Annotated in this window: 25 protein-coding genes; 12 read left to right on the top strand and 13 right to left on the bottom strand. The window is 66.3% G+C overall.

The window, feature by feature from the left end:
- Window positions 1-120 precede the first annotated feature (120 nt).
- A complete protein-coding gene (locus ABNQ38_RS11325) occupies window positions 121-588 on the bottom strand; it encodes a hypothetical protein (RefSeq protein ID WP_247872736.1) in 468 nt (155 codons plus the stop codon).
- Window positions 589-710: 122 nt separating this feature from the next.
- Window positions 711-1,076: a hypothetical protein gene (locus ABNQ38_RS11320; RefSeq protein WP_377806933.1), complete on the bottom strand. Its 366-nt coding sequence runs from the start codon at window positions 1,074-1,076 to the stop codon at window positions 711-713.
- Window positions 1,077-1,261: 185 nt separating this feature from the next.
- On the opposite strand from ABNQ38_RS11320, the gene ABNQ38_RS11315 reads away from it, so the two are divergent.
- Window positions 1,262-1,489 carry a hypothetical protein gene (locus ABNQ38_RS11315; RefSeq protein ID WP_109048714.1) on the top strand — a complete coding sequence of 76 codons (228 nt, stop codon included), beginning with the start codon at window positions 1,262-1,264 and terminating at the stop codon, window positions 1,487-1,489.
- On the opposite strand, the gene ABNQ38_RS11310 is transcribed toward ABNQ38_RS11315, so the two are convergent.
- A complete protein-coding gene (locus ABNQ38_RS11310) occupies window positions 1,480-2,232 on the bottom strand; it encodes a glycosyltransferase family 2 protein (RefSeq protein ID WP_377806932.1) in 753 nt (250 codons plus the stop codon). The genes ABNQ38_RS11315 and ABNQ38_RS11310 overlap by 10 nt on opposite strands.
- Window positions 2,233-2,344: 112 nt before the next feature.
- Here ABNQ38_RS11310 and ABNQ38_RS11305 point away from each other — a divergent pair, with 112 nt between their 5' ends.
- Window positions 2,345-2,737 (top strand): DUF423 domain-containing protein, encoded by a 393-nt coding sequence (locus tag ABNQ38_RS11305; protein WP_377806930.1) that lies wholly within the window; start codon window positions 2,345-2,347, stop codon window positions 2,735-2,737.
- 58 nt (window positions 2,738-2,795) lie between these two features.
- On the opposite strand, the gene ABNQ38_RS11300 is transcribed toward ABNQ38_RS11305, so the two are convergent.
- Entirely contained in the window at window positions 2,796-3,185 is a 390-nt protein-coding gene (locus ABNQ38_RS11300) for an ArsR/SmtB family transcription factor (RefSeq protein WP_377806928.1), read from the bottom strand.
- A 336-nt stretch (window positions 3,186-3,521) separates the two neighbouring features.
- Between ABNQ38_RS11300 and ABNQ38_RS11295 the strand changes: the two genes are divergently transcribed.
- The 7 genes from ABNQ38_RS11295 (at window position 3,522) to ABNQ38_RS11265 (ending at window position 10,240) form a co-directional block, all read left to right on the top strand.
- Entirely contained in the window at window positions 3,522-3,749 is a 228-nt protein-coding gene (locus ABNQ38_RS11295) for a sulfurtransferase TusA family protein (protein ID WP_377806927.1), read from the top strand.
- Window positions 3,750-3,954: 205 nt separating this feature from the next.
- A complete protein-coding gene (locus ABNQ38_RS11290; protein ID WP_377806926.1) occupies window positions 3,955-4,884 on the top strand; it encodes a histone deacetylase family protein in 930 nt (309 codons plus the stop codon).
- A gap of 174 nt (window positions 4,885-5,058) precedes the next feature.
- The gene (locus ABNQ38_RS11285; protein WP_376962580.1) at window positions 5,059-5,337 is read left to right on the top strand and encodes an exodeoxyribonuclease VII small subunit; all 279 of its coding nucleotides are present in this window, start codon (window positions 5,059-5,061) and stop codon (window positions 5,335-5,337) included.
- 1 nt (window position 5,338) lies between these two features.
- On the top strand, window positions 5,339-6,241 hold the full coding sequence (locus tag ABNQ38_RS11280) for a polyprenyl synthetase family protein (RefSeq protein ID WP_244592594.1): 903 nt from the start codon (window positions 5,339-5,341) through the stop codon (window positions 6,239-6,241).
- A 25-nt stretch (window positions 6,242-6,266) separates the two neighbouring features.
- Window positions 6,267-8,180: a 1-deoxy-D-xylulose-5-phosphate synthase gene (gene dxs, locus ABNQ38_RS11275; protein WP_377806925.1), complete on the top strand. Its 1,914-nt coding sequence runs from the start codon at window positions 6,267-6,269 to the stop codon at window positions 8,178-8,180.
- Between the two features lie 185 nt (window positions 8,181-8,365).
- On the top strand, window positions 8,366-9,397 hold the full coding sequence (locus tag ABNQ38_RS11270) for a sensor histidine kinase (RefSeq protein WP_377806924.1): 1,032 nt from the start codon (window positions 8,366-8,368) through the stop codon (window positions 9,395-9,397).
- A gap of 99 nt (window positions 9,398-9,496) precedes the next feature.
- Complete coding sequence (locus tag ABNQ38_RS11265) at window positions 9,497-10,240, top strand: TlyA family RNA methyltransferase (RefSeq protein WP_377806923.1); 744 nt, start codon at window positions 9,497-9,499, stop codon at window positions 10,238-10,240.
- A 52-nt stretch (window positions 10,241-10,292) separates the two neighbouring features.
- Here the strand turns inward: ABNQ38_RS11265 and ABNQ38_RS11260 are convergent, their stop codons facing one another.
- The 6 genes from ABNQ38_RS11260 to ABNQ38_RS11235 all read right to left on the bottom strand — a co-directional run bounded on the left by ABNQ38_RS11260 (window position 10,293) and on the right by ABNQ38_RS11235 (window position 16,725).
- Entirely contained in the window at window positions 10,293-11,528 is a 1,236-nt protein-coding gene (locus ABNQ38_RS11260) for a PHB depolymerase family esterase (protein ID WP_377806922.1), read from the bottom strand.
- 56 nt (window positions 11,529-11,584) lie between these two features.
- A complete protein-coding gene (locus tag ABNQ38_RS11255) occupies window positions 11,585-12,004 on the bottom strand; it encodes a CopG family transcriptional regulator (RefSeq protein ID WP_377806921.1) in 420 nt (139 codons plus the stop codon).
- Between the two features lie 186 nt (window positions 12,005-12,190).
- Window positions 12,191-14,053: a right-handed parallel beta-helix repeat-containing protein gene (locus ABNQ38_RS11250; RefSeq protein WP_377806920.1), complete on the bottom strand. Its 1,863-nt coding sequence runs from the start codon at window positions 14,051-14,053 to the stop codon at window positions 12,191-12,193.
- Between the two features lie 346 nt (window positions 14,054-14,399).
- Complete coding sequence (locus ABNQ38_RS11245) at window positions 14,400-15,167, bottom strand: amino acid ABC transporter ATP-binding protein (RefSeq protein ID WP_377806918.1); 768 nt, start codon at window positions 15,165-15,167, stop codon at window positions 14,400-14,402.
- Window positions 15,164-15,823, bottom strand: a complete 660-nt coding sequence (locus ABNQ38_RS11240) for an amino acid ABC transporter permease (RefSeq protein WP_377807415.1) — start codon at window positions 15,821-15,823, stop codon at window positions 15,164-15,166. Before ABNQ38_RS11240 ends, ABNQ38_RS11245 begins: the two co-directional genes overlap by 4 nt.
- 128 nt (window positions 15,824-15,951) lie before the next feature.
- Window positions 15,952-16,725, bottom strand: a complete 774-nt coding sequence (locus ABNQ38_RS11235; RefSeq protein WP_377806917.1) for an amino acid ABC transporter substrate-binding protein — start codon at window positions 16,723-16,725, stop codon at window positions 15,952-15,954.
- Between the two features lie 339 nt (window positions 16,726-17,064).
- Here ABNQ38_RS11235 and ABNQ38_RS11230 point away from each other — a divergent pair, with 339 nt between their 5' ends.
- From ABNQ38_RS11230 to ABNQ38_RS11220, 3 genes are all read left to right on the top strand, one after another.
- On the top strand, window positions 17,065-18,729 hold the full coding sequence (locus tag ABNQ38_RS11230) for an FAD-dependent oxidoreductase (protein ID WP_377806916.1): 1,665 nt from the start codon (window positions 17,065-17,067) through the stop codon (window positions 18,727-18,729).
- 183 nt (window positions 18,730-18,912) lie between these two features.
- Entirely contained in the window at window positions 18,913-19,542 is a 630-nt protein-coding gene (locus ABNQ38_RS11225; protein WP_377806914.1) for a hypothetical protein, read from the top strand.
- Window positions 19,543-19,722: 180 nt separating this feature from the next.
- Window positions 19,723-20,409: a dienelactone hydrolase family protein gene (locus ABNQ38_RS11220; RefSeq protein ID WP_377806913.1), complete on the top strand. Its 687-nt coding sequence runs from the start codon at window positions 19,723-19,725 to the stop codon at window positions 20,407-20,409.
- Here ABNQ38_RS11220 and ABNQ38_RS11215 read toward each other — a convergent pair.
- From ABNQ38_RS11215 to ABNQ38_RS11205, 3 genes are all read right to left on the bottom strand, one after another.
- Window positions 20,321-21,079 carry a sulfite oxidase heme-binding subunit YedZ gene (locus ABNQ38_RS11215; RefSeq protein ID WP_377806912.1) on the bottom strand — a complete coding sequence of 253 codons (759 nt, stop codon included), beginning with the start codon at window positions 21,077-21,079 and terminating at the stop codon, window positions 20,321-20,323. The genes ABNQ38_RS11220 and ABNQ38_RS11215 overlap by 89 nt on opposite strands.
- 2 nt (window positions 21,080-21,081) lie before the next feature.
- Window positions 21,082-22,029, bottom strand: a complete 948-nt coding sequence (msrP, locus tag ABNQ38_RS11210) for a protein-methionine-sulfoxide reductase catalytic subunit MsrP (protein WP_377806911.1) — start codon at window positions 22,027-22,029, stop codon at window positions 21,082-21,084.
- A 127-nt stretch (window positions 22,030-22,156) separates the two neighbouring features.
- Window positions 22,157-22,480, bottom strand: coding sequence for a hypothetical protein (locus tag ABNQ38_RS11205; RefSeq protein ID WP_377806909.1), 324 nt, complete (start codon window positions 22,478-22,480; stop codon window positions 22,157-22,159).
- Window positions 22,481-22,800 lie beyond the last annotated feature (320 nt).

Genomic DNA, 22,800 nt, shown 5'->3' with positions numbered 1-22,800 from the left:
GAACGGGAATGTGCGGAGGTCCGGACCTTAAAAGCTGCGCCAGTCGTCGTCAATCGAGGGTGTGGCGAAGGATACGGGACCCAGCATGGCCTCGGCCGCAGGTCCCGCACCGGTTGACGCCTACTTGCTGCGGCCGATCTTGCCGTTGCGATAAGTCCAGGCGGCGTCCGCCCCGCCACCCGGCTGGGGCATGGAAACCGTCAGGGTGTCGTTGTCGATGGTGACCTGGGCGGCATCGCTGCACGAGCCGAAGGGGTAGGAGACCGTCGGCTGCGGGCCGCCGACCTCCAGGATGCGGAAGCGGGTCGGGCAGTCCTTGGCACCGGTGTCGGACTGAAACAGGGCGATCCAGCGGTCCTTCATCGAATAGGCACCGACGAAGGACAGCAGGTCGCTCTCCTTGTCGTCGAACACCGGCTTGTCGTTCACCGCCACCTGGGTGTGCTTCGGCCCGATGTCGGTCATTGTCAGCACGGTGTTGCCCAGCGCCGCCATCAGGCGCGGCTCCGCCGCACTGGCGGAGGTCGCGATCCCGCAGGCGATCGAAAGGCTGCCCACCACCGCGGCGCACACACTAAGAACCCGCAAATGCCGTCTCCCTGGCTGCTGCGCCCCGGCGGGGCGGCTTTACCGAACGGCGCGCACCATAATGCGGTGGGCGCTCCGCCGGAAGCCGTCCTTTTTGGTGCCGGTGTGCGGTCAGCAGTGGATCAGCGGATGTTGACGCTCAGGCCGAAGCCCGGAACCACCGGCTGCGGCGCATAGACGACGGGCGGCGGAGCATAGATCACCCGCGGCGGCGGGGGCGGCGCGTAAACCACGGGCGGCGGCGCGTAGATCACCGGGGGCGGGGCGTAATAGGCGCCGCGCTCCCGCCAGTGGCGATGGTGCGGGCGGTTCCAGCCGCCGCGCCAGTCCGGCGGGCCATCCCGCCATTCGCGGCCACGATCGCCCCGCCAGCCATCACGCCAGCCATCATGGGCGGCGGCGGTGCTGACGGAAGCACCCAGCATCGATCCGGCGACCAGAGCGCCCAGAACCACGGCTTTCAATCCAGTACCAAAGCGGCCAGTCATTCCGGCGTCCTCCTGGTGTCGGGGGTATCTTGTCCCCTCATGAGCCGATGAACGTCGCCATTCCCGCTTTCATTCCACCCGGCTCCAAAAGATTTCGTCCTATTGCTTTGGTTATGGGGGTGGACAGCGAATTTCACCGCGCGCGCCTCTTTTCCGGTCCGGGCATTTATGGTAAATGATCGGGCATGGTAGAGACCCGACGCACTGGCGACCGTTCGAACGAACCGATCCGCCCCGACTCCGGTGGCGGGCGCGTCCCCGCGTCAGGTGCGCGCGCCCGGGCAGAGGGCGCCGTCCAGCAGGGGCGTCAGCGGGTTCCGACCCTGCGCGAACTCGCCGCCCTGGTGGTCAACGGCGTGCTGACCCTGCCGCGCAACTACCGCCGCGGCATGTTCCTCGACGTTCAGGTGTAGGCGGCGGCTTCCGGGCCGAACAGCCGTTCGATCAGCAGCGGCGGCAGCTCGTATTGCGGCAGGCACAGGCTGGTACTGCGGGCATGCAGCGTGTGCAGGCACAGCCCCTCCGCATCCGGAAAGGCGCCAACGCGGAAGCGCTCGCGGGCAGCCTTCACGAACGGCGCGTCCTCGCAGGCGTTCACCGCCGGAAAGCGCGCAGTCTCCCAGACCAGCCGGCGGTAGGCGTAGGAGAAGCCATACCCATCGAGATTGTCGGGCGAGAAAGGGGCATCCGGCGCTTCGACATAGCCGCAAATCTGCCGGCCCCAGCGATGATGCGATCCGCCGAGTGCCGTATCCCAATAACCGAAGCGTCGGTGCGGCACGCTGTAGAGGAACCAGCCCGACAGCTTGACGAGATCGTACCCCTGTTCCAGCCAGCCCAGCATGCGCTCCACATAGGCCGGCGCATAGAAATCGTCGTCGTCCATGTGGACGATCACCGATCCCCTGGCATGCTCAGCCAGGATGTTGCGCTTCTCGCCGATGGCGTAGCGGCTGGGAGAGTAGAAATACTTCAGCCGCGGATTTGTCAGCGGCTTCAGATAGGCCGAGGGACGCGGGCTGTCGTCGAACACCAGCCACTCGATCTCGCCATGGGTCTGCGCCTGGATGCAGGCGTGCAGGCGGGGCAGAAACTCCTCCCGCTGCCAAGTTGGCGTGACGATACTGACCAGGGGTGCGGATGCAGGGGAGGACATCGTGCTTTCTTGCTCGGGCGCGGGGCCTGCGTGTAGACAGGCGACAGGATAGCACCGCCCCCCGGCCCTGCACATGGGCCGGGAGGAGCGAGGACGGGAAGGACAACACCCCTTGGGACTGATCGACCGCATCTGGATCGTCTTCGCCGCACTGAATGGCGCCATGGCGGTCGGCACCGGCGCCTATGCCAGCCACGCGCTGGCCGCCCAGTCGCAGGCCCAGGAATGGTTCCGCATCGCCGGGCAGTACCAGATGGCCCATGCGTTGGCGCTCGTCCTGCTGGTCGCGCTTGGTGGGCGGATAGGGGGCGGCCGGATGGGAGGTCTGACCCTGCGGATCGCCGGCTGGCTGTTCGTCGCCGGGATCCTGCTGTTCTGCGGCACGCTCTATGCGCTGGCGACGGTCGGGCCGCTGCCGGTGCCGATGACGGCCCCGGCCGGTGGATGGTGCCTCATGCTGGGCTGGGTGGCATTGGCGGCCGCGGCGCTGCGGACGCGCGGCTGAGGCCCGTAGCTTACAATCAAGGGCGCTCGATCGGCGGCGCCCGTTCGGTCTCGGGCGGTCAGCCGGCTGCGGCGGCGCGCAGGTCGGAACGGTCGGTGGTCTGGTCGATGTTGCGCTCCTCATCTTCGGAAGTTTCGGCGATATCCTCGGCGGTCTGCGTGCAGTAGAGGCCGTGCAAGGTGGTCATGATGGTCTGCGCCTCATGCCCGTTCAGCGAGTAGTAGATGTTCTGGGCGCTGCGCCGCGTGCGGACCAGATTGTCGTTGCGCAGGCGGGCAAGATGCTGGGACAGCGCCGACTGGCTGAGGCCGACCAGATCCTCCAATTCGCCCACCGACCGTTCGCCCTGGCTCAAATGGCACAAGATGAGCAGGCGCCGCTCGTTGCACATCGCCTTCAACAGCGCACTCGCCCGGCGGGCGTTGGCCTGCAAATCCTCGATCTTCATCGCTTTACCGTCGCCCTGTCCGTTCCGATTCGTTTCGCGCCAGAGCCGTCGTTGCGCGGCTTGGCAAAGAAAAATGCTCGTATCCTAGTATATTCGTACCCCGCGGGATTTGTCCACCTGTGGGAATCCAGCATGCGGAACATGCCGCTGCTTGGCGCCACCGTAGGCTTGAGCGTCGCGATCCTCACTGTGCTCCGGCTTTTTCTCGCATCGCGAAGCAAAGCCGATGGGGTTGTATCAGCCACCGGTTGTGATCGATAATCAACCGCATTGGGCGTTGCAGCCTTCCCACCATGCATCGTGACAGCGCATGGCGAGTCGGGTAGCATTTTCGCCATGACCGACCATCCGTTGAATACCAAGGGCTTGCAGTGCCCGCTCCCCGTCCTGCGCGCCCGCAAGGCGATCAAGGCCATCGCCATCGGCGATACTCTGACGGTAGAGGCGACCGATCCCGGTGCCCGCAAGGATTTTCCCGCCTTCTGCGAGGCGACAGGCAACCGTCTGCTGTCGGTCGTGGAGGAGGAGGGTGTCCTGCGTTTCGTCATCGAGCGGGCGGTCTGACCCGAACGGCCGGCCGCTGCGCCACCGGCATTGCATCCGTTCGTACCCCAATCGTGCCGTGTCACGGATTGCCTCCGCTCCCGAAAGTGGGCTGTGACGAATCGTCCTGGATTCAGCCTGTACTTTCATTAGCGATGCGGGAAGAATGGTTTTCGGAAACGCCGCCTTTACCGCCCGAAAACCAACGATAACGACCGAAAAATCGATGTTCACCACCCTGTTTACCCACCCGGCGTGCCTGGAGCACGACACGGGTCTCGGTCATCCCGAATGCTCCGACCGCCTGCGCGCCGTGCTCGCCGCACTGGAGACGGAGGAGTTCCACATGCTGGAACGGCAGGAGGCGCCGTGCGCCACGGTTGAACAGCTTCTGCGGGCGCATCCGCAGTCGCACATCGACCGCGTGCTGTCGCTGATCCCCGATGTGGAGCATGCGGGCGTCGATGCCGACACGGTCGTCTCGCCCGGATCGGGGGAGGCGGCGCTGCGCGCGGCCGGGGCCGTCTGCGCCGCAGTCGATGCGGTGGCGACCGGCCAGTCGCGCAACGCCTTCTGCGCCGTCCGCCCGCCCGGCCACCATGCGGAGCGGGAAAAGGCGATGGGCTTCTGCCTGTTCAACAACGCCGCCGTCGGTGCCTTCCATGCCCGCGCCGTCCATGGGCTGCAACGGGTGGCGGTGATGGATTTCGACGTCCATCACGGCAACGGCACGCAGGACATCCTTCAGTTCGACCCCGACATGCTCTATTGCTCGACCCATCAGTCGCCGCTCTATCCCGGTACCGGCGATGCCGGCGAGAAGGGTGAATATGGCAACTGCGTCAACGCGCCGCTGCCGGCCATGGCGGGATCGCCCGAGTTCCGCCACGCGATGACGCACGTCATCCTGCCGGCCATCGACCATTTCAAGCCGGATCTGCTGATCATCTCCGCCGGATTCGACGCCCATTCGCGCGATCCGCTGGCCGGCCTGCACCTGATCGACGACGATTTCGTCTGGGCCACGCGCAAGCTGGGCGAGCTGGCCCGCACCCATTGCGGCGCACGGATCGTCTCGGTGCTGGAGGGCGGATACAACCTTCGCGCACTTGCCTCGGCAAGTGCGGCCCATGTGCGGGAACTGATGTACTGCTGACCGGATCCTTCCCCACGGGACGGCGGCCTTCGTCTCCCGAAAGGGGTAGTTCCGCCCGAACGCATAGGCTGCCCAGCGGCCGAACATAGTCCGCAAGGGCCGGGGTACGGGAGTGCCTCGGGCCTTGCGCCGGACGAGGGCGGGGCATACCTTCGCGGGCTTGAGGTTCCATCGATGGTTCTGCCCGACATGCCCCCTTCCGCCGCTTCTGTTCCCATTCCGCCCGACATCGCCGCCCTCAGTTTCGAGGATGCGCTCGCCGAACTGGAGCGGATCGTCCGCCAGCTTGAGGAAGGCCGCGGCAAGCTCGACGATGCCATCTCCTCCTACGAGCGGGGCACAGCGCTGAAGCGCCATTGCGAGATGAAGCTGCGCGAGGCGCAGGCCAAGATCGACCGCATCACCGTAAGCGCCGACGGCTCCCTCGGCACCGAACCCGCCCGGATCGACTGACGTGCAGACCATTTCCCAATCCGATTTGAAGTCCGCCATGGCGGAGATCGCCCAGGCTGTCGAGATGAAGATCGGCGCCCTGCTGCCGACCACCGATTTGGCGGAGGCGCGGGTGTTCGACGCCATGCGCTATGGCTGCCTGAACGGCGGCAAGCGGCTGCGCCCCTTCCTGGTGATGCAGTCCTCCGCCCTCTTCGGGGTGAACCCGGACTGCGCCATCCGCGCCGCTGCGGCGGTGGAGATGGTCCACAGCTATTCGCTGGTCCACGACGACCTGCCGGCGATGGACGATGGCGAGCTGCGGCGCGGCCGGCCGACCTGCCACCGCCAGTTCGACGAGGCGACCGCCATCCTGGCCGGCGACGGGTTGCTGACGCTCGCTTTCGAGGTGCTGGCCGATCCGGCGACGCACGAGGACCCCAACATCCGTTGCCAGCTGGTGACGGCGCTGGCCAAGGCGGCCGGCGGCCACGGCATGGTCGGCGGCCAGATGCTGGACCTGATCGCGGAGCATGAGACGTTCGACCTGGGGACCACCACCCGGCTGCAACGCATGAAGACCGGCGAGATGATCGCCTTCTCCTGCGAGGCCGGCGGCATCCTGGGCAAGGCCAACCCGCCGCAGCGCACCGCCCTGCGTGCCTATGCCCACGATCTCGGCCTCGCCTTCCAGATCGTCGACGATCTGCTGGATGTGGAAGGCACGGCGGAGGAGACCGGCAAGACCGTCGGCCGCGACGCCCAGGCGGGCAAGGCGACCTTCGTGTCGATCCTCGGCCGCGACCGTGCCCGGGCCCAGGCGGAAATGCTTGCCGATCAGGCTTCGCAGCACTTGGACATTTTCGATGGGCGTGCCGATATGTTGAAGGCCGTCGCCGACTTCGTCGTCGCGCGCCGCGCCTGACCAGAGCTTTGAGGACCATCACGACGTGACCGCCACCAAGACCCCGCTGCTCGACCTTTGTCCGACGCCAGCCAAGCTGCGGGCTCTCAAGCCCGAGCAGCTCCGCCAGTTCGCAGACGAGTTGCGCACCGAGACGGTGGATGCCGTTTCGGTGACCGGCGGCCATCTCGGCGCCGGTCTGGGTGTGGTCGAGCTGACGGTGGCGCTTCATTACATCTTCGACACGCCTTACGACCGGCTGATCTGGGACGTCGGGCACCAGTGCTATCCGCATAAGATCCTGACCGGGCGCCGCGATCGTATCCGCACGCTCCGCATGGGCGGCGGCCTGAGCGGCTTCACCAAACGGTCGGAGAGCGAATACGATCCGTTCGGTGCCGGCCACAGCTCCACCTCCATCTCCGCCGGCCTCGGCATGGCGGTCGCCAGCAAGATCAAGGGCGAGCAGCGCAACGTCATCGCGGTGATCGGCGACGGCTCGATGAGCGCCGGCATGGCGTATGAGGCGATGAACAACGCCGCCTCGACCAAGTCGCGTCTGATCGTCATCCTCAACGACAACGACATGTCCATCGCCCCGCCGGTCGGTGCGATGAGCGCCTATCTGTCGCGGCTGATCTCGTCCAAGCCCTATCTGTCCCTGCGCCATCTGGCGAAGGAGATCGCCGACCAGTTGCCGCGCCCGCTGCGCAACGCCGCCCGCCGGGCGGAGGAATATGCCCGCGGCATGGTCACCGGCGGCACCCTGTTCGAAGAGCTGGGCTTCTACTACATCGGCCCCATCGACGGGCACAATCTCGACCATCTGCTTCCGGTGCTGCAGAACGTCCGCGACGCCGACGACGACAAGCCGGTGCTGATCCACGTCGTCACCAAGAAGGGTAAGGGTTATGGCCCGGCGGAGGAGTCGGCCGACAAGCTGCACGCCGTCGCCAAGTTCGACGTGGTGACCGGCGCTCAGTCCAAGCCGAAGTCCAACGCCCCGACCTACACCCGCGTCTTCGCCCAGAGCCTGATCGCCGAGGCGGTGGCCGACCCGACCATCGTTGGCATCACCGCCGCCATGCCGTCGGGCACCGGGCTGGACCTGTTCGGGGAACGCTTCCCCGACCGCTGCTTCGACGTCGGCATCGCCGAACAGCATGCGGTGACCTTCGCCGCCGGCATGGCGACGGAGGGGTTCAAGCCCTTCTGCGCCATCTATTCCACCTTTCTTCAGCGTGCCTACGATCAGGTCATCCATGACGTGGTGCTTCAGCATCTACCGGTGCGCTTCGCGCTGGACCGCGCCGGTCTGGTGGGTGCCGACGGGGCGACCCATGCCGGGTCGTTCGACACCGCCTATCTCGGCTGCCTGCCCGACATCGTCCTGATGGCGGCGGCGGACGAGCTGGAACTGATGCACATGGTGGCGACCCAGGCCGCCATCGACGACCGTGCCTCGGCCCTGCGCTATCCGCGCGGCGAGGGTGTGGGGCTGGAACTGCCCGACCGCGGCAGCATCCTGCCCATCGGCAAGGGCCGCATTCTTCAGGAAGGAACCAAGATCGCCATCCTCAGCTACGGCACCCGGCTGGGCGAGGCCCGGCGCGCGGCGGCGGAGCTGGCGGCGCGCGGCCTCTCGACGACGCTCGCCGACGCCCGCTTCGCCAAGCCGCTGGACGAGGATCTGGTCCGCCGCCTTGCGCTGGAGCATGAGGTGCTGATCACCATCGAGGAAGGATCGGTCGGTGGCTTCGGCAGCTTCGTGCTGCAATTCCTGGCGACGGCCGGGCTGCTCGACGGTGGGCTGAAAATCCGGCCGATGGTTCTGCCGGACACCTATCTCGACCATGACTCGCCGGCCAAGCAGTATGAGACGGCCGGCCTGAGCGCCCAGCACATCGTCCACACCGCGCTCCAGGCGTTGGGGATCGAGAGCGCCGCCGCCCGAGCCTGACACTCACTGGCATTACGCCTTCCGAACGTCGTAATGCCATTTGTCTAGCAAGGTTTCGGGTTGTTGGACTGGTGCGGAGCGAGAGCCACGCCTTACAATGTCGAAGCTGAAATGGTAGCCCGCCGACACCGGAGGGAGGAGCCAGCGGCAGGACGGCTACGGGGTCAGGGGCGATGGCGCATATCATGGCGGTCACGGCATTCCGTAACGCGGAGTTCGGCACCGATCCGGGAGCGGGACGGGTGGTCGGCACCGATGTTGCGGCCGGCGGTGCCGGCATCGACGATCCTGCGATGCTGCGCTGTCTGCTGGATCAGACGCCGACGCCCACCGCTCTGGTGGAGGGGGATTCCGATCACTGTGCCTTCGCCAACGCCGCGTTCCGGGCGCTGGGGGTCGTTGCGGGGACTGGCCTGACGGAGCGCTTCCCGGCCCTGGCGGCCTCGCTGATCGCCGAGGCGCGGCGGACTGCACAGCCCCAGCGCAACCGCGCCGCCGGCGACCGCTCGACCGACGGGGAACGCTTCTGGGATGTCCGCGTCACCCCGATGCTGGGGGTCAACGGCGTCGTCCGCGCCCTGATCGTCACAGCGGAGGAAACGCCGGAGTCAGTGGCCGAGCATGACCGCCGCCTGCGCGATGTCAGCCACCGCCTGAAGAACACCTTGCAACTGGTCTCCAGCCTGCTGACTCTTCAGACCTTGTCGAGCAAGGATCCGGAGGTGCGGCGGGCCTTGCAGAGCGCCGGCGGCCGCGTCGGCATCGTCACCCAGGCCCATCAGCGCACCCACGGCTCCCTGCGCGCCGGCACCATCGACATGGCGGTCCATCTGCGCGAGCTATGCCAGGAGCTTGAGGCGACGCTGCCCGGTGCTCCCCGCGTTCAGGTCACCGCCGACGCCACCGAAATGCCGACCGAGGCGGTCATTCCCTTCAGCCTGATCGTCAGTGAGCTTGTCAGCAACGCGGCACGCCATGCTTTTCCCTCCGGCACGCCCGGTGCCATCGACGTGCGGCTTGGCCGTGGCGATGGGGGTAGCATCCGGCTGGAGGTGGTCGACCGCGGCGCCGGCCTGCCGCCCGGCCTCGACCTGTCCCGCGCGACCACGCTGGGGTTGAAGGTGGTGCGTGCCTTTGTCGGCCAGCTGCGCGGCAAACTGACGGCGGACAGCAGCCCCTACGGCACCCGTGTGGTGGTGGAGTTCCCGCCCGCCTGATCCTTGCCTGACGTTTATCGTCTCCCAGGAAGCGGGGCTTGCCCTTCCGGCCGTTCCGCGTCAGGAATGCGCCTTTGCGGGATTGCGAAGGGCGGCGGCATGGCACGGGTAAGGGTTGATGTGGCGCTGGTGGAACGCGGGCTGGCGGAAAGCCGTGCCAAGGCGCAGGCGCTGATCCTGGCCGGTCTGGTCTATTCCGACACCAGGCGCATCGACAAGGCCGGCGACCAGATCGCGGCGGAGGCCCCGCTGGCGGTCAAGGGGCAGGACCATCCCTGGGTGTCGCGCGGTGGGTTGAAGCTGGTCAAAGGGCTGGATGTCTTCGCCATCGATCCCATCGGCTTGACGGCGGTCGATGTCGGCGCCTCCACCGGCGGCTTCACTGATGTGTTGCTGACCCGCGGGGCCGCCAAGGTCTATGCCGTCGATGTCGGCCACGGCCAGTTGGCCTGGAAGCTGCGCACAGACCCGCGCGTGGCGGTTCTGGAAAAGACCAACGCTCGCCACCTGACCGCCACCGAAATCCCCGACCCCATCGACCTCGTGGTGTGCGACGCCAGCTTCATCGGGCTGGAGATCGTGCTGCCGGCTGCGCTCGATCTGGTGGTGCCGGGCGGCCGGCTGGTCGCCCTGATCAAGCCGCAGTTCGAGGTCGGCAAGGGTCGTGTCGGCAAGGGCGGCGTCGTGCGCGAACCAGAGTTGCACCAGGAGGTTTGCGACCGCATCCGCGGTTGGCTGGACGCGCTGCCGGGCTGGCGGGTGCTGGACATCACCGAAAGTCCGATCACCGGGCCGGAAGGGAACAAGGAATTCCTGATCGGCGCGGTGAAGGACCGGGGCTGAGTCCGCTCGCCAAGCCATGTCGCGTCGGCGGGTCTTTCGGTCGCGGCCCCGTTCAGCGCGGGGAGGTCTCCAGCCGATGCTCCAGGAAGAAGCGCAGCATTTCCGCCGTCGCGTCCGGACCTTGCGGGTCGGTGTAGGAGCCGGATGGGCTGCCGCCGGCCCAGGCATGCCCGGCGCCATGGATCGTCCAGTGCTCGCACTGGGGCCGCCCGTCGGGATCGCGAAGGATGTTGCGGTCGTAGGCATGGCCGCCCGGGCTTTGGCCCTGCTGCACCTCCGACCGCAGATTGGAACCGGCGGTGGCCTGTGCGATAACGCCGTCGCCGTTGCTGGGATGGACGACATGGTCGCGGTCGCCGTGAAAGACGATGGTGGGCACCCTGCGGTTGCCGCGAATCGCCGCTCGCGGGCTTCGGCTGCCACCCTGTCGCATCGCGGCGAGGGCGGACGGCAGGTCCTGCGCGGCGCCGGCCGGCAGGCCGGAATGCACGCCAACCGCGGCGTAGAGATCCGGATAGGCCGCTGCCATCGTCGCCGCCGCTGCACCGCCGGCCGACAGTCCGGCGATGTAGACTCGTTCCGGATCGACCCGATGGTCGTGCATGATCTGTCGCGTGATGCCGGCAAGCAGCGACGGTTCGCCCTGGTCGCGCCGCTGGTCTTCCGGCTTGAACCAGTTCCAGCAGCGCTGTGCGTTGGCCGAAGCCGGCTGCTCGGGATAGGCGACGAGGATGCCGTGCCGCTCGGCAAAGGCGTTCATCCGGGTTCCGGCGGCGAAATCGTCGGGTGACTGGGTGCAACCGTGCAGCATCACCACCAGCGGCCGCGGTCCGTCGCCTGACGCGGCTGGCACATAGAGCTTGTAGGCCCGTGTTCCGGCCGGCCCGCTGTACGAGAGCGTTGTGAAGGACGCTCCGTCCGGCAATGGGTCGGGGGCCGGTCGCGGGGCGCCGCCATGAAGACCGTTCGGGGTGAAGCGTGCGGCGAGGCCGCGCAGGGTCTCGCCCAGCCCGGTGCGCGGCTTGGCTCCGGACCTCTGCCTCCCACTGTTGTTGGCGGGCTGCGGGCCGGCGTCCTTTGCCGAAGGCGTGGGGTCAAGTCTTACGAACTCCCCCTCCAGGGTGGCCCCAGGTGCGGTCGTTTCCGGTGCCGGCGCCGGCTCGCCCTTGCCGTCCCCCCGCAGCAAGCGCTGGAGGAGGGTCGTCGCCTCGCCGAGCTTGCCGGCCTGGGTCAGGCGGGCGGCTTCGGCCATGCCGGGAAGCATGCCGGGTGGGGTGGTGTGGCGCATGTCCATACTTTCCTGGTTCGCATCGGGCGCAGGCGGTGGCCTGAGCCGAAAGAATTTCAGCGGATGCGGTCGGCGAGGGCCGCCTTGACCGCGGTCGGCGCATGCAGCGCGCCCAGCACGCTCAGCGAAGCGATGGCGGAACGGGCCAGTTCGGGGGTCACGTCCTGGGCGATGGTGGCGAGGCCGAGGACACGGATATCCAGCATCTGTCCTGCTGCCTGAGCCGCCTCGAGATCCGCCCGGGTGAAGTGGCGCAGTCCGAGATCGACGCTTTTGCGCGCCACCGTCTGCCGGACGACATCGGCGTGCCGGTCGACCTGATTGCGGATGGCGGTGCGGATGAAGTCGGTGCGGTTTGAGTAGAACCCTTCCTCGACCAGCAGGTCGATGTGGCCGAGGTCGACATAGCCGAGATTGATCGTGATCTTCTCGCTGTCGCCGGTTTTGGGCTTCAAACTCTGTTCAGTCTCGGCCATCGCTCTGCCATCCATAAACCATCCATGTGGATGGTAAATGGATGGCGATTGTCACCAATTCAAGAGCGTGCCCGCCATTTCGGCAGATTAATGCCCGGTGTCAGCCACAAAGGCGGCAAGAAAAAAGCGCGGTCCCGAGGGACCGCGCTTGATCGGATCGTTATGCTCCGATGCGACCGGCTGCGATCAGCCGAGCAGCCCGATGTCATGGGTGGGGATGTGGTCAAAGCCCAGCCCGTACACCGCGGAATTCGATGCCAGGCTGAAATCATGCGCACCCGGATTGACGAAGCTCGGGTCCAGCTGCACCGAACCGTTGTCGTAGCCGGCGGCCTTCCATTCCGCCAGATCGCCCTTGCCGCCGCCAGACATCACCTGCGGCCAGACGTCGAACATGTCCTTGGAGGCGTCGAGGTTGCTGTAGAAGTTGTTGTGGATGTTGCCGACATTGGCCGGGCCGTAGATATGGACGGCGGTGCCGTCACGGACATCGACGACGTTGCCGGAGATATCGTTGCCGCTCATCTGATGGCCCTGCCAGCCGCTCCAGGCGACCGGTTGCTGAAGGCCGATCTGGGCGCCGCTGTTGTCGGCGATCACGTTCTCGGTGACCTTGTTGTCCCAGCCGCCATGCAGGAACACACCGCCGATGTTGCCGTGGACGATGTTGCCCTTCACCGTGGTGCCGCTGGTCCAGTCGTCCAGATAGATGCCCCAGCTGGCGACATCGCCCGACGGGTTGGTCGCGGTGGTGCCGGTAACCTCGTTGTTGACCACGGTGTGGTCGGTCAGATCCTGCTGGCGGTTGATCAGATAGATGCCGCCGCCGTCGTTGGACTCCAGATTGGCGTCGACCACCTTGTTGTTGGCGATGGTGACACGATGGGTGGCATCGCTGCCGTCCGTCTGGACCGAACCGACGGCGATGGCCTTCTCCGGCGAATTCTCGACCAGATTGTGGGTGACCTGCACGTCGGAGCTGCCGTTGATCCAGATGCCGGCATCGCCGCGGTCGGCGGCGTTCGGGTGAGTGATGTGGTTGTCGGAGACGACCGTGGCGTTGGAGCCGGCCTTGACGAAGATGGCTTCCGCACCGGTGCTGTCGAACTGGTTGCCGATGACCCTGCTGCCGGCGCTGTTCTGCACCGTGATGCCGTAGCCGCCGCCCTTGACCGCATTGTTGGCGAAGGTCAGGCCGGACGCATTGTCGGCGAAGACATAGTGGCCGCCCACCACGCCATCGGCGAAGGTCAGGCCTTCGATGGTAACGTTCTTGGCACCGCCGAGGCCGAAGGAAACGCTGGCGTTGGAGCCGCCGTGGATCACCGCCTTCTCGCTGCCGTAGCTGGTGAAGGTCACGCCGGAATCCTGGCCGTCCAGCCACATCCCGTTCTGGTGATAGTCGCCGCCGCGGATGTAGGTGGTGTCGATGTTGGGGTCGGCGCGCATGGCGGCTTGCGCCTTCTGCAGCGAGGCGAAGGGGCCGTCGGTGCCGTCGGCGTTCGGAGCGGCCAGCTTGCCCGACCAGCTGTCGTTGCCGTTGGTGGCGACATAGAAGCCCGGATCGGTCGGCTTCGGCACGGAGGGCGCAGGCGTTGACGGCGTCGGGTCGGTCGACGGCGCTTCGCTGACCGGTGGGATGGTGGGGGGCGTCACGCTGGAGGTGGGGAAATAGCTCTTGTCGGCATCGACGACCATCGTGCCGTTCCACCACATGCCGGCCTGACCGTCGGCGACGTCATGGCCGTCCAGGGCACCCTTGTCATAGGTAACATGGTCGTCGGTCGGCAGGACCGACTTGCCGTTGATCGTCATCTCGTTGACGATCAGGTTGCGGTCGGTCCCGTGAAAGATGCCATCATTGTCGTACTGGACCTGCACCTTGTGGCCCTGGCCCTCGACGATGTCCGTCTTGAAGACGAAATCCTTGGCCGTGGCATCCGTGGTGCCCTCACCGATCTTCTTGCCGTCGACCAGCAGGTTGAAATGCGCGTCGAGGGTGCCCTTCGCGCTCACCGTGATGGTCGAGTTCCCGGAGGTCGTGGCCATTGGTCCGTATCCTTAGCGGTTTTGATGCGGCGCCAAGATGGTCAAGTCAGCTGGGGCAATAGTGAGGCATTTTCCATGGGTTGGACGAATAAGGGGTAAAATCCGTTACAATGCTGCGACCAAAGATAAAGTATCTTTGGGTATAATACGCATAAACCTGTCATCGTTCAGTATGTGGTGCCACTGCTGACGGTGGAATGCCATCATTTCTCGGAGCAACAATGTGCCTTGAATGACGGCTGTCTGTCAGGTTGCTTGAAAAGATGATCCGGCGGAGGCCAGAGGGGCAACTTTCTTCTGTCGAATGCTACTTGCCGCCGGATCCTTTGGCCCCCGGTGACGTCCCTTAAACGCCTTCCCCCTGCTGTCCCTGCTGGCTCAGGGTGGCGATGAAGCGCTGGGTGCGTTCACGGGTCGGATGGGTGAACAGCGTTTGCGACGGTCCGGATTCCACCACCTGTCCGGCGTCGAGAAACACCACCTCATGCGCAATGCGCGATGCGAGACGCAGGTCGTGGGTCGCCATCACCATGGTGGTGCCCTCCGCCGCCAAGGTGCCGAGCACCTCCACCACCTCGCCCGACAGTTCGGGATCGAGCGCCGAGGTCGGCTCGTCGCACAGCAGGACGCGCGGCGACGGGGCGAGCGCGCGGGCGATGGCGACACGCTGCTGCTGCCCACCCGACAGGGTCGCCGGCCAGGCATCGGCCTTGTGGTCCATGCCGACCTTGCGCAGCAGGGCCATGGCACGGTCGCGCGCCTTCTCCGCCGGCCATTTCTGCACGGTCACCAGCCCTTCCATCACATTCTCGACCGCGGTGCGGTGCGGGAAAAGCTGGAAGTTCTGGAACACCATGCCGGTCTGTCCGCGCAGCCGCTGGATATCCTTCCATCCGGGCTTGCCGCCGGGCTGGAAGGACAGCTCCTCCTCGCCGATGCGCACGGTGCCGGAGGTCGGAATTTCCAGCAGGTTGATGCAGCGGAGCAGCGTGCTCTTGCCACCGCCGGACGGACCGATCAGGGCGGTGACGCGGCCTTCGGCCACGGTGACCGATACGCCCTTCAGCACGGTGAGGTCGCCGAAGCGCTTTTCGATGTTCGACAGCCGGATCACGACTTGGCCTCCAGGAAACCGCCATACTGGTTGAGCCGCCGTTCCAGCCGGATCTGCAACGCCGACAGGACGGAACTGAGCGCAAGATAGATCAGCGCCGCCTCCACATAGAGGATCAGCGGTTCGTAGCTGGTGGCGACGATGCGCTGGGCGGCCTGGAACAGCTCCGGCACGGTGATGGCGGCGGCGAGCGAGGTGTCCTTCACCAGCGAGATGAAGCTGTTGGACAGCGGCGGCACGGCGACGCGGGCGGCCTGGGGCAGGATGGTGCGGCGCATCACCTGCGACCAGCTCATGCCGATGGAATAGGCGGCCTCCCACTGGCCCTTCGGCACCGAGCCGATGACGGCGCGGATGATCTCCGAGGTGTAGGCGCCGACATTCAGCGTGAAGCCGATCAGCGCCGCCGGAAAGGCGTCCAGCACGATGCCGGCGCTGGGCAGGCCGTAGAAGATCAGGAACAGCTGCACCAGCAGCGGCGTGCCGCGGATGATCCAGACATAGAAGCGGACGATGGCGGCCAGCGGAGCCGGCCCGAACAGCCGGACCACCGCCGCCACCAGCCCGACGATCAGGCCGAGCGCGAAGGAGGCCAGCGTCAGCGGAACGGTGAAGACCAGCGCCGCCCACAGCAGCGACGGAAGCGAGTCCGCCATCAGGGTAAGCCAGTGCAGCACGGGGAAGGTGCCTCTCATGAAGATGGAACGACAATGCCCCCGGCCCGGATGGGGCTGGGGGCATTGCGGCGGGCGTTGACGCGAGACGGGAAACTAGTCTGAAAACGTCACTTGGAAACGTCGGCGCCGAAATACTTCTGCGAAATCGTCGCATAGGTGCCGTCGGCCTTCATGGCGGTCAGCGCCTCGTTGATGGCGGAGACCAGCTTGGCCTCGCCCTTGCGGACGATGATGCCGGACTGATCGGCATTATCCTGGGTCGCGGCGATCTTCACGTTGGCGTCGGGCTTATGCTTCTTGAAATCCAGGAAAGACAGGCTGTCGTTGACCGTCGCATCGGCCCGGCCGTTCAGCACCAGCTGGATCGACTGGTCGAAGCCGTCGGTGCCGACCAGCTGCGCACCGGATGCCTCGGCCAGCTTGCCGAAGTTGCTGGTCAGCGACTGAGCCGACTTCTTGCCCTTGAGGTTGGCGAAGCTTTTGATCGCGCTGTTGTCGCCCTTCACGATCAGCACGGCGCGGCTGGTGATGTAGGGGTCGGAGAAATCGTACTTGGCCTTGCGTGCCTCGGTGATGCCGACCTGATTGATGACGGCGTCGTAGCGGCGAGCGTCCAGGCCGGCGATCAGCCCATCCCACTTGCCTTCCAGGAACTCGGCCTTCACGCCGATGCGCTTGGCGATCTCGCGCCCGATCTCCACATCGAAGCCGACGAGCGCGCCCGAGGCGTCGTGGTAGGTGAAGGGGGCATAGGTCCCCTCCGTGCCGATCTTCAGCACGCCGTCGGCCTTGATGCGGTCAAGGTCGGCCTGGGCGTGGGCGGCGGAGACGGCGGCGACCTGCATGAGGCCGGCGACGAGAAGCGATTTCAGCCATTTCATCGGTTGATGCCCGGTGTTTCTTGGATGGGTTGGGTTGGTTTGCCGCCCCCGGCGCTTTCCGGCCGGTGCTTTTGCGGCTCTTGTCAGGCTACAGGAAAGAATATCTCATAACAAGGGAATATCATGCAAATTTAGCGGATATTAAATGTTGATATGTGCGCCATTTCCGCGGGATTTTGCGAAATCTATGGTCATGCGGGGCGTGCCCGACCCGGGCCATCGGCTGTCCCTTGCAAGACTCTTGTATGATAGGCCGGCTGGGGCTGCCGCCTGTAGGATCCGGGTCATGCGGCCGGCCGGCGATCGCGCATCGGCCCGTCTCCAACCATCGAGGGTCCCATGACCGTGATCGACGCACGCAGGCGGCAGATGTTCCCGACGCTCACCGCCGGTCAGCTGGAGACCGCCCGGCGTTTCGCCGGTTCCGAAGTGCGGCGCTTCACGCCCGGAGAGCCGGTCTACGCGGTCGGCGACCGTCACCCTCCGGCCTGGTTCGTGCTGGATGGCACCATCGAGACCAGCCGACGCAACGGCCTGGGGCATGAAGCGGCGATCGCGGCGGTCGGTCCGGGCCAGTTCACCGGCGAACTCAGCCAGCTCGGCGACCGTCCTTCGCTGGCGGCGGGGACCGCCGGCCCCGATGGATGCGAGGCCTTTCCCTGCGATACCGCCCACCTGCGTGCCCTGTTGATCGGTTCGGCGGAGATCGGCGAGACGGTGATGCGGGCGCTGATCCTGCGGCGGGTCGGACTTCTGGAAGCCGGGGATGCCGGATCGGTGCTGGTCGGGCGGGCGGACGCACCGGACGTGATCCGGCTCCAGGGCTTCCTGCTCCGCAACGGGCATCCCTGTTCCGTCCTGGATCCTGACCAGGATGCCGAGGCGCGTGCCCTGGTGGAGCGCTCGGCGGTCCGGGAGGAAGACCTGCCGCTGATGATCTGTCCCGACGGCACGACGCTTCGCCGCCCCACCAATGCGCAGGCCGGCTTCGCGCTGGGCATGACCGCGGAGTTGGAGTCTGGCAAACTGTACGATGTGGCCGTAGTCGGTGCCGGGCCGGCCGGACTGGCGACCGCCGTCTATGCTGCGTCGGAGGGGCTGTCGGTCCTCGTCCTCGACAGCCGTGCCATCGGCGGGCAGGCGGGGGCATCAGCCCGTATCGAGAATTATTTGGGCTTCCCGACCGGCATTTCCGGACAGGCGTTGGCCGGCCGGGCCTTCAACCAGGCGCAGAAGTTCGGGGCCGACATCGCGATCCCGGTGGAGGTCGGAGAGATCGACTGCACCGACAGCGGGCCGTTCCGCATCCAGTGCGAGGGTGGGCGTGACGGGGGCTCGGTCGTTCGGGCACGGACGGTCGTGGTCGCGTCGGGCGTGCGGTACCGCCGGCCGGACATCCCGGAGGTGGAGCGGTTCGAGGGGGCGGGGGCGTCCTACTGGGCCTCTCCGATCGAGGCAAAGCTGTGTGCCGGCCAGACGGTCGTTCTGGTCGGCGGTGGCAATTCCGCCGGTCAGGCGGTTGTCTTCCTTGCCCCCCATGTCGAGACGCTTCACCTGATCGTGCGTGGCGGCGGGCTGGAACTGTCGATGTCGCGCTACCTGATCGACCGCATCATGGCGCTGCCCAACGTGGTGCTGCACACCGGCACCGAGGTGGCGGCGCTGGAGGGCGACCGGGGCGGCGGCCTGTCCGCGGTGACCTTGCGCGACCGCGGGACAAACGCCGAACGCCATCTGCTGGTCGGTCACCTGTTCCTGTTCATCGGCGCCGACCCGCACACCGAATGGCTGAACGACTGCGTGGCGCTCGATCGCAAGGGATTCGTGCTGACCGGAACCGAGGTTGGCGACGGAGTGCCCCGCCTGCCGCTGGAAACCAGCCGGCCCGGAATATTCGCGGCCGGCGACGTCCGCGCTGGCTCGACCAAGCGCGTTGCCGCCGCCGTGGGGGAGGGCGCCGCGGTGGTGGCGCAGATCCACGGGGCGCTGGCGCGAGAGCGCTGACGGTGGACCGGCTTCCCGTCCGCCGGATAGCCCTTCCAGGTCGGGAGGGCCCATAACTGACCGGCGGCCGAAGTGGATTTAGACTAGAGGCGACACCGTAGGTCTTGGCGTCGTCGGTCACCGCCGCCTTGCGGGAAGGCGTTCGACAGCGACAAGCCGCTTGACGCCGCCACGGCAAAGCCGTTGGACGACGCCGTCGCCGCCACCGACGCTGCCCTGGAGAAGGCGGGTGTGGATCGAGGCCGCCAACCAGAGTGTGGGCAAGGCGATCGACGACACTACCGTTCCACCATCGTGGACAGTCCGGACCTGTTCGGACATGTCAATCTGGCGCGTCTGACGCAGGACATGCGCGACATCGGCGGCACCCGTTCCGCCTCCGTCGGGCTGTTCGTCGCCGGGATGCCGTTCGGCCCGGACCGGTTGCAGGCGACGACGGAGATGACCGGTAAGGTCGCTCTGCTGTGGCAGACGATGCAGCAAGTCGTGCCGAACCTCGGCAATCCGCCGGAACTGACCAAAGCGCTGGACCATGTGCGCTCCACCATGATGACGGAGGGGGAGCAACGCTTTCAAGGCGTGATCGACGCCGCGCGGAAGGGTGCGGCGCCACCGATGTCCCTGGCCGACTGGTGTCCCTGGGTGACGCGGATGCTGAACAACATCCTGGTGTTGCAGGATGCTGCCATCGCCGCTGCGCAGACCCGGGGTTCGGCATCGCAAGTTCTCGATGCCTCGACCGGCCTGACCCGTCAGGCGGCGGTTTTGCGTCGGGAGATCGAGATCTTCCTGGCCGGCATCCGCGCGGCATAACGCGTCGCGAAGCAGGCGAGGAAATCAGGAGCATCAATCCAATCGCCGGCAGAGCGGTGACGGACAGATATGGCCTTTGCAGCGGTGCGTTGCCCTGTCGCCAGTTGCCCTGACGCTCCAACTCCCTATCATTATCGGCAATGACCGCCTGGACGGTCTCGCATGATGAGGGTTCGGGACATGAGTGACGCTACCGTGGGCATGGCTGCCGGCTGGATCGAACTGACTGCGGCGGACGGCCACCGGATGCGCGCCTATCGCGCGCCAGCCAAGGGCGAGGAGATCGGGCGCCTGATCGTGGCTCCGGAAATCTTCGGCATCAACCATCACATCCGCAGCGTCTGCGACGGCTTCGCCCAGCAGGGCTTCACCACCGTGGCGCCCGACCTGTTCGACCGGGCCGAGCGCGGGGTCGAACTGCCGTATGACGATGCCGGCATTCAGCGGGGCATCGCGCTGAAGGGGGCGGTGGCGACCGCCGACGCCTTGCAGGACATCGCTGCGGCGCTGGCCCATCTCGGCGGTGACGGGGTCGCGGCCATCGTCGGCTATTGCTGGGGCGGCAGCATCGCCTGGGCGTCGGCAGCGGCGCTGCCAGTGCGCGCCGCCATCGGCTATTACGGCGGCGAGATCGGCAAGTCGCTGGACAGTGCCCCGCGGGTTCCGACCCTGCTGCATTTCGGCGAGCAGGACCACGCCATCCCGCTGTCGGTCGCCGAGGGGGTGAAGTCCCGCTATCCGTGGGTGCCGGTGCATGTCTATCCGGCCGGCCATGGCTTCAACTGCGACGAACGGGGGAGCTTCCATCCGGAAAGTGCGGTGCTGGCGCTTCGGCGGACCGTGGGGTTGCTGCGGGCCGTGTTCTGACCGGAGCCTCTTTGCGTGTCCTGTCCTTCCGCTGCCCAAGCCGGATCGGCCAGCGGCGGAAGGCGAGCAGCCCGACACAGATCAGCGCATAGACGAGCGGCGCCGTCTGCCAGCCCTTCACCAGCATGATGAAGTGCAGGCAGCCGGCCAGCCCGGCGACGAAGACGGCCTTGTGCAGCGTGCGCCAGCGCTTGCCGCCCAACCGCTTCACCATCCCGTCGGTCGAGGTCGCGGCCAGCGCCGTCAGGATCAGGAAGGCCCCCATGCCGACCGTGATATAGGGCCGCTTGACGATTTCTTTCCAGATCGCCGGCCAATCGAAGAACTGGTCCAACCCGACGTAGGTGGACAAATGGACCAGCGCATAGAAGAAGGCGAAAAGCCCCAGCATCCGCCGGAACCGCGCCAGCCCGGCCACCCCCGTCAGCATGCGCAGCGGTGTCAGCGCCAGCGCGATCAGCAGGAAACGCAAGGCCCACAGCCCGCTGGCCTTGACGCTTTCCAGCACCGGCTCCGCCCCCAACTCGCCGGTGTAGGCGAGCCAGACGGTCCAGACCAGCGGAACCAGGGCGAGGGTGAAGACGACGGGCTTGGCCCAGCGTGACGTGAGGGCGGCGTTCGCCGCGGCGCGCACATCGACGCCGCCGTTGGAGGCGAGGGGGGCGGCCATGGTCAGTAGTTCGCCTTCAGGTCCATGCCGGCATAGAGCGACGCGACCTCTTCGCCATAGCCGTTGAAGGGCAGAGTCTTGCGGCGCGAGAATTCACCGACCCGCCGCTCGGTCGCCTGGCTCCAGCGCGGATGGTCGACGTCCGGATTGACGTTGGAGTAGAAGCCGTACTCACGCGGCTGCGACTTGTTCCAGGCGGTCGCCGGCTGGTCCTTCACCAGCGAGATCTTGACGATCGATTTGATCGACTTGAAGCCGTATTTCCACGGCACCACCAGCCGGATCGGTGCGCCGTTCTGGTTGGGCAGCACCTCGCCATACATGCCGACGGCCAGCATGGTCAGGGGATGCATCGCCTCGTCCAGCCGCAGACCTTCGGTATAGGGCCAGTCCAACACCCAGGAACGCAGGCCGGGCATCTGCTTCGGGTCGTTCAGGGTCTGGAAGGCGACGTATTTTGCGTTGCCGGTCGGCTCCACCCGCTTCAGCAGTTCCGCCAGCGGGAAGCCGACCCAGGGAACCACCATCGACCAGCCCTCGACGCAGCGCAGGCGGTAGACGCGTTCCTCCATCGGGAACTTCAGCAGATCCTCGATGCCAATGGTCATCGGCTTGCCGACCTCGCCGCCGATGGCGATTTCCCAGGGGCGGGTCTTCAGTGTGCCGGCATTCTCGGCCGGATCGCTCTTGCCGGTGCCGAACTCATAGAAATTGTTGTAGGTGGTGGCCGACTTCATCGGAGTCGTCGGATCGAATTTCGGATCGGCCGGTTTGATTGTGGTCGCCGCCTGGAAGGGGCCTGCCAGCGCGCTGCCGCTCCATACCGGCAGGCTGCCCAGCGCCATGGCGGCGGCGCCACCGGCGATCAGGCTGCGGCGCGACAGGAACAGCTCCCGCGGCGTCACCTCGTCTTCGCGTGCCTGCGACGCGGTGGGAAACTTGAACAGCATCGACCCTCTCCCGAACGGACCATTCCTGCCACTAACCATAGGGCTGCGGCCGGCCTTCGGCAAATCACAGGGTCTACACAATTGCGTGAACGGATCTGCTGCGTGAACGGATCTGCGCGTTGCGCGATCAGCGCCGGCCGAGCGGGATCACCACGGCCGGACCGCCGAACCCGCCGCCACGTGCCGTGCGGCGTGCGCGAAAGGGCAACACGTCGGCCGGTGGCCGCGGCGGGGTCAGGAGCTGCATTCCGGTAAATGAATGGGTAAGGGCAGCACCCTGCTGGCAGGCGCGCATCCAAGAGAGCATGCAGCACATCGAAGCCTGCATGGAAAACGTCCAAAGATTCATCGCCAAGCCCCAGGCTGAGATGTGTCGGGTCGTCTTGCCCCGCGGGAGGCGGCCGGCGCCGAAATGTCCCGTCATGGCTGGATCCATAACGATGTCCGCCATCGAATCGTTCCGAAGCCTGAGCTTCGCATAATGGCCGCCCAGCTGAGTAAGCCGGTGACAAGGCCGCCTAAGCTCAAGAAAATTCTCGCCTCGTCCTAAGTTATAGGCATAGCCCTTACGCCGGAAGGCAGAGTTCCTACGAAAGGCCAAGTTGACCCGAATAGCCTTTACTTCATCGTGCGGGGCTGTAGGACTGCGCAGTCACGCTCCGGATGAGGATGGAGTGCGCACACTGTCGGTGCGGACGTTCGGAATCCCGGTTGTGTTGGCCTACGTTTTCTTCGACCGCGCAGTGAAGCGGTCCTGGGGATGGGCGGAGC

This window comes from Azospirillum sp. A29 (assembly GCF_042604625.1).
Lineage (GTDB): Bacteria > Pseudomonadota > Alphaproteobacteria > Azospirillales > Azospirillaceae > Azospirillum > Azospirillum palustre.
The sequence above is the reverse complement of the archived record's forward strand: the minus strand, read 5'-3'. Positions and strand labels throughout refer to the sequence as shown.